Source organism: Globicatella sanguinis NBRC 15551 (assembly GCF_001552295.1).
In the GTDB taxonomy this organism is placed as follows: Bacteria; Bacillota; Bacilli; order Lactobacillales; family Aerococcaceae; genus Globicatella; species Globicatella sanguinis.
Genome location: NZ_BCQX01000078.1, coordinates 1 through 11,053, shown reverse-complemented (window position 1 = coordinate 11,053; position 11,053 = coordinate 1). Strand labels below are relative to the sequence as shown.

At 35.3% G+C, this 11,053-nt stretch carries 6 protein-coding genes; 5 read left to right on the top strand and 1 reads right to left on the bottom strand.

Features of this window, described 5'->3' with window-relative positions; genetic code table 11:
• Positions 1 to 407: 407 nt before the first annotated feature.
• On the top strand, positions 408 to 3,008 hold the full coding sequence (gene recD2 / locus GSA01S_RS07250; protein ID WP_066126214.1) for an SF1B family DNA helicase RecD2: 2,601 nt from the start codon (positions 408 to 410) through the stop codon (positions 3,006 to 3,008).
• Positions 3,009 to 3,102: 94 nt separating this feature from the next.
• On the opposite strand, the gene GSA01S_RS07245 is transcribed toward recD2, so the two are convergent.
• Positions 3,103 to 4,038 (bottom strand): diacylglycerol/lipid kinase family protein, encoded by a 936-nt coding sequence (locus tag GSA01S_RS07245; RefSeq protein WP_066126213.1) that lies wholly within the window; start codon positions 4,036 to 4,038, stop codon positions 3,103 to 3,105.
• 316 nt (positions 4,039 to 4,354) lie between these two features.
• Here GSA01S_RS07245 and smc point away from each other — a divergent pair, with 316 nt between their 5' ends.
• The 4 genes from smc (at position 4,355) to GSA01S_RS07225 (ending at position 11,011) form a co-directional block, all read left to right on the top strand.
• Positions 4,355 to 7,912, top strand: a complete 3,558-nt coding sequence (gene smc, locus GSA01S_RS07240) for a chromosome segregation protein SMC (RefSeq protein WP_066126210.1) — start codon at positions 4,355 to 4,357, stop codon at positions 7,910 to 7,912.
• A gap of 24 nt (positions 7,913 to 7,936) precedes the next feature.
• The gene (locus GSA01S_RS07235) at positions 7,937 to 8,746 is read left to right on the top strand and encodes a Cof-type HAD-IIB family hydrolase (protein WP_066126208.1); all 810 of its coding nucleotides are present in this window, start codon (positions 7,937 to 7,939) and stop codon (positions 8,744 to 8,746) included.
• A 14-nt stretch (positions 8,747 to 8,760) separates the two neighbouring features.
• Complete coding sequence (gene ftsY / locus GSA01S_RS07230) at positions 8,761 to 9,780, top strand: signal recognition particle-docking protein FtsY (RefSeq protein WP_066126206.1); 1,020 nt, start codon at positions 8,761 to 8,763, stop codon at positions 9,778 to 9,780.
• A gap of 307 nt (positions 9,781 to 10,087) precedes the next feature.
• Positions 10,088 to 11,011, top strand: coding sequence for a metal ABC transporter solute-binding protein, Zn/Mn family (locus GSA01S_RS07225; RefSeq protein WP_066126205.1), 924 nt, complete (start codon positions 10,088 to 10,090; stop codon positions 11,009 to 11,011).
• The last annotated feature ends 42 nt before the right edge of the window (positions 11,012 to 11,053 follow it).

Sequence of the window (11,053 nt, the reverse complement as noted above, 5' to 3'; positions counted from 1 at the left end):
CAGTTTGAGACCACTCAACCACTGCGCTTTGAATTAAATAGATATGGCTGAACAGAATTTAAAAAGTTTTTGTCCAGCCTCTATTTTTTATCTAATCAGCATTTGTAATACCAATATTTTGCTAAACATATAGGCTCTACAACTTTTTGTGTGGACTCATAATAAATAGGCTATAAATATTTAGTGGAAAAAGAACGACAGAAGTTAAATAGGTTTAAATGATAAACGGTGATGAGTGGTCTCAATCTGTGTCCTAATTCCTAGGTTAAGAGATACTCATGGGCTTGTGTCTGGAGTGACGAAGCCAAAAATAATCGAATTGTTACTTCTTAGGCAATCCAAAAATATTTCTTTCTTAATTTTACTAATAGATATGTTATAATATGGCTTATATGAGGAGGTGCATGATGGACGAAGTATTAATTGTGGGGACAATTGACGCCATTTATTTTGAAAACCCAAGTAATTTATATAAAGTGGTTCGTATTAACGTAGATGATGAATTGTCAAATGCTTTGACAGCAGAAGAATTAGTTATTACCGGTCAATTTGCTACACTACATTATGATACGAATTATGAGTTCTATGGACATTTTACAAACCATCCAAAGTACGGTGAACAATTCGCTGTGACGCGTTATCAACAACTAGCCCCTACCTCAGAGCAAGGTTTAATTGATTATTTATCTAGTGAACGGTTCCCTGGTATTGGTATTAAGCTGGCTAAAAATATCGTGGATGCATTAGGAATGGAGGCCATTGATATTATTATTGCGGATCCTAATGCTTTGAAAAAGGTCAAAGGTTTAAACCAAAAAGTTCAAGTTTCTTTAAGAGAAAACTTACTCAAACACCAAGGCACTGAGCGGGTGTTTATGCAATTATTTGAATGGGGCTTTAGTCCAAAATTTGCCGATAAAATCTATCAAAAATATAAAAGTTCAGCGATTGAAAAGATTAAGGAAAATCCTTATGAGCTGGTTGAATCCATTGAGGGGATTGGCTTTAATAAAGCCGATAATTTGGCTGAAAAATTAGGATTTGAAGCGGATTCTGTGGATCGCATCATCGCCGGCATTTATACGGTCGTTAATGAACACTGTAATAATAATGGCGATACCTATGTTGAGCGCGAGGCTTGTTTAATGAAGAGTCGGGAAATGTTAGAAAGTGCTCGTCCTTTTTTATTAGATGACAGTTTAATGAATTTAGCCTTAGACAAAGCGATTTTAGAAAAACGCTTAATGAATTTAGCTGAAGGCATTATGATACCCAGTTTATATTACGCTGAGGTTGGCATTATGTCTAAATTATCAAATCATTTACAATATTCAATGACTGATTATTTTGATGAAGCGGATATTGATTCAGCATTAGCGGAAGTGATGGAGTTAAATGCCATTCAATACGATGAACAACAACAAAGGGCGTTAAAATTGGCGATTAATTCACCAATGTCTATTATTACCGGTGGTCCTGGAACAGGGAAAACAACGCTTGTTAAAGGATTGATTCATCTTCATGCTACCTTACATGAGTATTCATTAGAAGATTTGAAACATAAACCAGATTTTGCCCCGATATTATTAGCGGCACCTACGGGAAGAGCTTCAAAAAGAATGAATGAGATGACAGATTTACCTGCGATGACCATTCATCGTATGTTGGGATTCAATCGCGATTCTGATTATGAAGACTTTTCAGCCCAAGAAGAGTTAGAAGGCAATCTTTTGATAGTAGACGAGATGTCGATGGTCGATACTTGGTTAATGAATTGGTTACTACAAGCAGTACCATATAATATGCAAGTAGTCTTCGTAGGAGATAAAGACCAACTGCCATCAGTAGGTCCAGGGAAAGTTTTTAATGACTTAATAGACTCTAAATGTTTACCTACGATTCAACTCAATACCATTTATCGGCAAAACGAGGGCAGTACAATTGTTGAATTAGCCCATAGTATTAAGAATGGTGCTTTACCGGATAACTTTTTAGAAAAGCAAAATGATCGTTCTTTTATTCGTTGTCAACCCGACCAAGTAGCACAAGTCGTGCAAACAATTGTTGCGAAAGCCCAAAATAAACATTTTGATGGCACTAATATGCAAGTGCTGGCCCCGATGTATAAAGGAGCAGCCGGTATTAATGAATTAAATACTCAATTACAAGCCATTATGAATCCGGCTAAAAAAGGTAAAAGAGAAATTCAATATTTCGATACGGTGTTTAGAGTAGGCGATAAGGTCTTACAATTAGTTAATAATGCTGAAGCCGATGTGTATAATGGTGATATTGGTAAAATAACAGCTATCATGACCGGGGCAGAAACAGATTCAAATGTAGAAGAGATCATTGTTTCCTTTGATGAACGTGAATTAACTTATAAGCGTAGTGATTTAGATCAATTAACTTTAGCTTACTGTTGTTCAATTCACAAATCACAAGGGAGTGAATATCCCTTAGTTATTCTCCCATTGGTTGATATGTATTCAAGGATGTTGAGAAGGGACCTTCTTTATACAGCTATCACTCGGGCGAAGACCAGTTTAGTAATGGTCGGCAATCCTAATAGTTTTTATAAAGCGACTACTGCTAATATCATTCCGAGACAAACATTTTTAAATGACTTATTAAAAATAAAATTTGCCAATGAAACGGTAGCGTATGAAGATGAAGAAGGGAATTTATTAACCATTCCATCTGAAACAGCTACACCTAATGGTCAACATAATGAAAATACAGTAGATACGCTTGAACAATTAACTTTAACACCTACAACAATTGATGATACAAAGCTTAAATCAGAAGAGCATGCGCATTCAGATTCGCTAGAAGCCAAACATCATCAAGGTTTAACAACTGATGAGGACAATTCCCAAAAAGCGTTAGTTTCTGATGAAGAGCCAAGGCTTAATTTAAATGAATTAACGGAAGAAACGATTTGGTTAATTGACCCAATGATTGGTATGGAGAACCTCTCGCCTTATGATTTTATGAAAACAAATTAAAAAAAGAAACTTGTTTCAAACTAGCGTGACTCAATTAGCAACAGAAGGTGCTGAAAAGGTCATAAAGCCAGGAGAAGCAAGTTTCATTTTTCTATTAAAGGTAAAATGGATATTCAGTTAAAGTCAAGGTCAAATGTGCTTGATCTTTATTAAGCAGTTCACCATCGACTTGACTAAGAATCGGTTCTTCAATTTGAATCGTTACTTTTTCACCTTTTGTGTAAAAATAGTGTTCAGCGGCCGGTGTGGTTTTGCTGACTAATATTTGCCACATTAATTTGATTAAGTTAATGGGCTTAACATTTTTAATAGCAACAACATTGATAATCTTTTCATCGGCTTTGATGTCATTGGATAGCTGAATACCACCACCTAAATAGGGTGAATTCATTAACGAAATTAACTGACAGTCCTCAAACTCTATTGTTTGATTATCAACTGTTAAGTGCACATCAAAATGGTCTAATTTTCTAACAGCTTTAAAGACATTAACCAAGTAGGAAAATTTTCCGTTAAGAAATTGATGGAAAAATGCATCTTGAGGCGTTGTATTGACTTCATAAATAACTTTACCATCAAGACCAAAACCTAAACTATTTAATACAATATCCGTATTTTTTGTGAGATGATTATACGATTCAAATATTGTGACTGTCGTGATTTGTCTATGAAACAAGTACTTTTGTAATGTAGATTCTACCGAAGCATTTGGCGACCACGTTCGTTTAAAATCATTGCCAGTACCGGCGGCTAAATAGATGATGGGGATGGTTTGCTTAGCTTTTTTTAAAGTGGCTACAACTTCATGTAGGGTCCCATCACCACCTACTACAATAATCGTATCAATTGTTCGTTGTTCAGCTTTAGCTAAAATTTGTTGGGTTAATTCAATTGAATGTCCTTTATATTCTGTCGTTAGTGTAATGAAAGGAGCACGAAATTTTCTTAAGTAGTCTTGAGCTTGATTTAATACGTCGGCACCATTGCCGGATCCAGCTTGAATATTGGCGATAATATATAGATGATTCATCTGATTCCCTCTCAACTTTCTTCAGTTTCCTAATTTAAAGTATACAAGATTATGGTTAATATGCAAGAAAACCATCATAAATCTAGCGATGAACTAAAGAACTTAAACCATCATTATTAAAGCCGCGAAAATTTTATCAGTAGTCGTTTTTTAAGAGTATTCGAGATTTATTATAGGCAGCAAGTGATGAGGGAGACGATAAGGCATAGTGGTTAAAGATTTATCTCATCATTTCTCCTGTCCCTAATAGTGTGAAGTGATTGCATTTATGTTATAATAACCTAGATTGAAATTTGAAAAAATTGGAGGTGATATCATGTATTTAGCACGTGTTGAAATGACTGGGTTTAAATCGTTTGCTGATAAAACGGTCATTGAATTTGACAAAGGATTAACTGCTGTTGTAGGGCCTAATGGGAGTGGTAAAAGTAATCTTTCTGAAGCCATTCGTTGGGTTTTAGGAGAGCAATCCGCTAAGAGTTTGCGTGGTTCTAAAATGGAAGACGTTATTTTTAACGGAACCCAAGATCGTAAGGCCGTTAACCTAGCTAAAGTTACCTTAGTGCTGAATAATGAGGATCGCTATCTAGATTATGATTTTAGTGAGATTAGTATTACCAGAAGTTATAATCGTAATGGTGAAAGTAATTATTATATTAATAATGAGTCCGTACGACTAAAAGATATTGTCGACTTACTTTTAGACTCTGGATTAGGAAAAAATAGTTTTGCGATGATTTCTCAAGGAAAAGTCGAAAGTATTTTTCTAAATAAACCAGAAGAGCGACGAGCTATCTTTGAGGAAGCCGCTGGCGTGCAAAAGTATCAGTTTCGTAAAGCCGAAGCGGAACGTAAATTGATTAAATCTGAGGATCATTTAAGCCGTGTTAAAGATATTATTCATGAATTAGAAGGCCAAATTAAGCCCCTAAAAAAACAGCGCGAAACTGCTTTGAAATATCAAACGTACCAAGAAGAACTGTCTAGTTTAGAAATATCATTGTATACCCATCAAATTGAACAAAATCGAATAAAATGGGATGAAGCTCAAGAGAAGTTATCCAATGTCGACCAAGCTATTCAATTGGATGAGGAAGAATTGACCAATTTATCGGAAACGATCATTGAACAACAACAAATGTTGGACGATTTATTAATCTCAATTGACCGTGAAAATGAAACTCATCAAGAACTCGTTCGAAAGGTTGAACAAGCCAAAGCAAAATATCAGATGCTCCAACAGGAACTGCAATTCAATCAGGCCAATACAGATGAAAAAACTTTACAATTTGAAAATCAATTGGTTCAAAAAGAACGTATTCAAGAGGACTTAGCAAAACAAAGTACGTCTAAAGTGACGCTTGAAACCGAAATTGAACAATTAACAGATAAAATTAGTCAGCTTGAATCAGATAGAAAAATGGCAGCTGGTTTATCGGATGATCAGGTTGAAACACTAAGAGGTGAAATGATTCAATTTTATCAATCTGAAGCAAGTGCCAAAAATGAAGTGAACCTATTAGAACAACAAATTGAACAACAAACGATGCGTTTGAAACGTGCCAAAAATAAACACCAAATGTTAAAAGAAACATTAGCCTCCAGTGAAACGGAATTAAAAGAATTAGAAACATCACTCGAATTAAAAGAGGCAACCCAAAAAACGCAAAATGAACATCATCAATCACTGCAACAAGAATGGCAAGCCCTACAACAGAAACGCAATCAAATTCAAAAAGAATTATTTGCAATCGAACGGCAAGTCAATACGTTGAATGTACGTGTGAACTCATTAAAACAAATGCAAGAACAATATGATGGCTATTATGGTGGCGTTAAATTTGTGATGCAACATGCTAACGATATTGGGGGTATCGATGGCACAGTGGCCGAGTTAATCCATGTTAAGCCAGAATATCAATTAGCCATTGATACAGCCTTAGGAGGTTCATTACAACACATTGTGGTTGAAGATGATCAATCTGCACGTAAGGCAATTGCTTACTTGAAAGAGCATCGAGCTGGGCGAGCTACCTTCTTACCGAGACCGAATATTAAAGGCCGTTCTGTTCAGAATTATCATTTACAACCGGCACAAAACCATGCGGGTTATATAGGGATTGGTCATCAATTGGTATCATTTGATGAGATTAATCAAGCCATTATTGAGAATTTATTGGGCAATACAATCGTGATGGATACAATTGTCAATGCTCAAAGTTTATCTAAACAATTAAGACATCAAGTAAAAATAGTTACCCTAGAAGGCGATATTTTAATGCCAGGTGGCTCCATCACCGGTGGTCGTCAACGAAACCAACAAACTTCGATGCTAAGTCGCCAAACTGATTTAGAAAAGGCGCTAATAGAATTAGAGGCTGCTACTAACAGTCAAAAGTCAATGATTACGAAAATTGATCAAATAGAAGAATTGGAACAAAGCGTGCGTGAAAATGGTGAGGCGAGTCTTAATCAAGTTAATCAAATTAACCATGAAGTAAACCAACAAAAACAAGCTTTACAACAATTTGTTCAACAAGTAAAAATTAATCAAAATGAACTGAAAGTAGCACAAATGGATATTGATGAAGCGGAACAGTTTATCAATCAATCACAAGCTAAATTAACCGAAGCGCAAGAAACCATTCGGTTAATGACGCAAAAGATTGCGGAAGGTACTCAGCAATTGGAACAAATGAATGTATCGCAAGCAGACCGTCAAAAGAAAATTGAACAATTAAATCATGAATTGTCACAACTCAATACCGAAAAAGCAGTTAAACAATCTGAGTTAAGACAAATTAAAACTCAAGTAGAGCAACTTACTGCACAACTCGTTCAGTTAAACGAATTTATTGAAAATTATCAAAATAATCAATTAAGTAGTGAGCAAGATTTAAATCAATTGAAAGAAACCATTATGGAAGTAGAATCTCAAATCGAAACTTTAAATAATGAGTTGGTTGAACATACGACGAAGCTTGATCAAAGCAAACAAAATCGTAGTGAATGGAACCAAAATTTACGCGATTTAGAAAATAAGAAGGTAAAGATTCAACAACAACAACAAGCGCAATTTAAATTACAAGCAAAATTACAAGCACAAATTGAAAAATTTAAAGAATTGATTGATAACCATCTAAATTATTTAAATGAAAAATATCAATTAAGTTATGAAGCGGCTAGTCAACAAGTCCAAACAGAGTTAGCTATTTCAGAAGTGTCCAGTCGCGTTAAAGAATTAAGAAAAGCAATCGATAATTTAGGACCGATTAACTTAGCAGCGATTGAAGATTTTGAAAATTTAAATGAGCGTTACACTTATTTATTAGAACAACAAGAAGATTTATTAACAGCGATGGGACAATTACAAGATACGATGGATGCGATGGATGCGGAAGTTATTAAACGATTTAGTGAATCCTTCCATCAAATTAATCAACAATTTAAACGTACCTTTAAATCTTTATTTGGTGGAGGGGAAGCATCATTAGAATTGACGGATCCTGACAATTTATTATCCACTGGAGTTGATATTATTGCGCAACCACCTGGTAAACGTAAGCAAAATCTTGCTTTATTATCGGGGGGCGAACGTGCTTTTACAGCCATTGCTTTGTTATTTGCAATTTTAGAGACCAAACCCGTACCATTTTGTGTATTGGATGAGGTAGAAGCGGCCTTGGATGATGCGAATGTGTATCGATATGGAGAATATTTACAACAATTTACTGAAAATACACAGTTTATTGTGATTACGCACCGTAAAGGTACGATGGAACATGCGGATGTACTATATGGTGTTACCATGGAACGTTCAGGTATATCGAAATTGGCTTCTGTACGTTTGAGTGAAGCTAACAATGAGAAATAGAAGCGAAAAGGAGTGCTTAACAAGATGATTAAATTAATCGCCATTGATTTAGATGGAACATTATTAAATAGTGACGGCAATATTTCAAAAAGAAATATTCAAGCATTACATGATGCGCATCAACAAGGTGTGAAGATTGTTTTGTGTACTGGACGTCCTTATTTATTGATGAAGGACTTTGTTGAGGAAATTGGCTTAAATTCAGCCGAGGATTTTATTATTACCTTTAACGGCGGTCTCGTTCAAAAAGCGGCTAATGGAGAAGTGATTAAACAGCACACTTTGTCGCAAACCGATATGCAAAAATGGTATAATGTAACTAAAGATTTGACATTACCATTTAATATTATTGATGCTGAACATGTCTATGAGCCACCGTTTTATCCAGAAAACCATCCGTCGATTTATTTTAATAATCGTAAAAAGACCATTGCCAAGACTCAAGACTTCGCAACTTTTTCAAAAGATCATCAATTTAATAAGTTTGTAATATGTTGTGAACCTAACTATTTAGATGAGCAAATTTTAAAATTGCCTTCAGAGTTAGTCAGTCAATATTCTGTTTTTAAGTCACAAACTAATTTACTTGAAATTGTAGCCCCTGGTGTAACTAAAGGAAATACATTAAAAGAATTAGCCGACTACTTAAAAATTGAACCAAGTGAAGTGATGGCAATTGGTGACCAAGAAAATGATTTATCGATGATTGAATTTGCAGGAGTTGGAGTGGCGATGGGTAATGCTGTACCACAAGTTACTGCTAAAGCTGATCATATTACCGCAGATAATAATCATGATGGTGTCGCGGAAGCCATTTATCAATTCATCAAATAAAAGGAGGAATTCCAATGGGATTATTTGACCGTATTCGTCGTGCCTTTACCGGTGAAGATACTGTTATAAAGGAAATAGAACAACCCGTCGAAGATCAGATCGTTTTTGATACGTATGACAAGGGTATGGAGAAAACACGAAAAAATTTCTCAGATCGTATCAATGATTTATTTAGTAGCTTTAGAGAAATAGATGAAGAATTTTATGAAGACCTTGAAGAAGCTTTTATCAGTGCGGATGTTGGTTTTCAAATGACCATGGCGTTAACGGACGCGATTCGTGACGAATTAGAAGCCCGTAATGCCTATAAGGCCAATGATGTCAAACAAGTCATGTTAGAAAAAATGGTGCAAATCTATGAAAAAGATGGCCAGGAGCGTAATGATATTCGTCTTAATCCAGATGGTCCAACGGTTATATTATTCGTTGGTGTCAATGGTGTGGGTAAAACGACCTCTGTCGGAAAAATTGGTTATCAGTTAAAACAAGAGGGGCATAAAGTACTGTTAGCTGCCGCTGATACTTTCCGTGCGGGTGCGATTGAACAATTGAATGTCTGGGGCGAGCGTTTAGGAATTCCTGTTGTAACCGGAAAAGCTCAAAGTGATCCAGCTTCAGTAGTTTTTGATGCAGTGAAAAAAGCCAATGAAGAACATTATGATTATTTATTAGTGGATACTGCGGGACGTTTACAAACTAAAGCGAATTTGATGCAAGAATTAGCCAAAATTAAACGCATCATTGAACGCGAAAACCCTAATGGTGTACAAGAAGTTTTACTGGCTCTCGATGCAACGACTGGACAAAATGCGTTAATTCAAGCAAAACAATTTAATGAAGCGACTGAAATTACCGGATTAGTATTAACGAAATTAGACGGTACCGCTAAAGGTGGCGTTGTCCTTTCAATTCGCTATGAGTTAGATATACCTGTTAAATACATCGGTTTAGGTGAAAAAGCAACGGATTTACAAAAATTTGATGCGGAACAATATATGTACTCATTAATTAAAGATGTTTTAGAGCAACAGTAGACGATTCGCTTAAAATTTAATTTATGTTGTGTTAAACCATGAGGTTGAGTAGGAAAAATAGTACTGCTCAACCTTATTTATTTTGAAACTTTAAACATTTATTATAGAATAGGATTGACAGTTAAAATGGTATTTTTTACGATTCTTTTCGTTAAACAAAGAGGTATCGTGTTATCCAGTCGTACCTTTTAAGACAGATTATTCTGTAATATGATACCACAACCAAGCTACAAGATTAATATACGGGCTTTTAAGGATTTCCCATAAGTCAAAAAATCTTTAAATATATTTTACAAGGAGTATTACAATGAAAAGAATGATTACATTTTTAGGTAGTATTTTATTGTTATTAAGTACAATGCTACCATCATCAATCGTTAACGCAGCAGAAAATAACTTGACGATAGTCACCAGTTTTTATCCCATTTATGCCATTACCTCTGAGGTAGTTGGCGATCTTCATGAAGTACAAATGATTAATTCAGGAACAGGCATTCATGGTTTTGAACCATCAGCATCTGATGTGGCGGCAATTTATGATGCCGATATTTTTATTTATCATTCTAAGTCATTAGAATCTTGGACTAAAAATTTAGAAGCGAACAAAGGCAGTCACCCTGTGCAAATGATACAAGCATCAGAAGGCTTAGAATTTAAGACAGTAGAAGGTTCAGTGGATGATGGTCATGACCATGGCGAAGAATCCGATTTACACGGCAATGCTTATGATTTACATTCCTGGCTCGATCCAATTGAAGTAGGGAATGAAGCCAAATTAATCGCCCAATCATTAGCCCAAATTGATCCTGATAATGCTGACATTTATACACAAAATGCTGAAAAGATGGTCAAAGAGGGGGAGGCATTAGTCGAACAATATCAAGCAATGTTTAATGAGTTTGATAATAAAACCTTTTTAACCCAACATACAGCTTTTTATTATTTAGCTGAACGCTTTGGTTTAAAACAACTTGGAGTAACGGGTATTTCTGCAGAAAAAGAACCAAGCGTCAAACAATTAAATGAAGTGATGGCATTTGTTAAGGAGCATAATATTAAGTCAATCTTCGTTGAACCTAATATGAGCGATAAAATAGCCCAAATCATCGCCACTAGTACCGGTGTGGAAATCGCAGTATTAAATCCCTTAGAAAGTGATCCTCAAAATGATTTGTCCTTCTTTGAAAACTATGAAGAGCAATTAAAAACTTTAGTTGAACATTTAAAATAGTTTACTCTGCTGAAAAAAGTGAAATGGGAGTGGGCAAGAAGT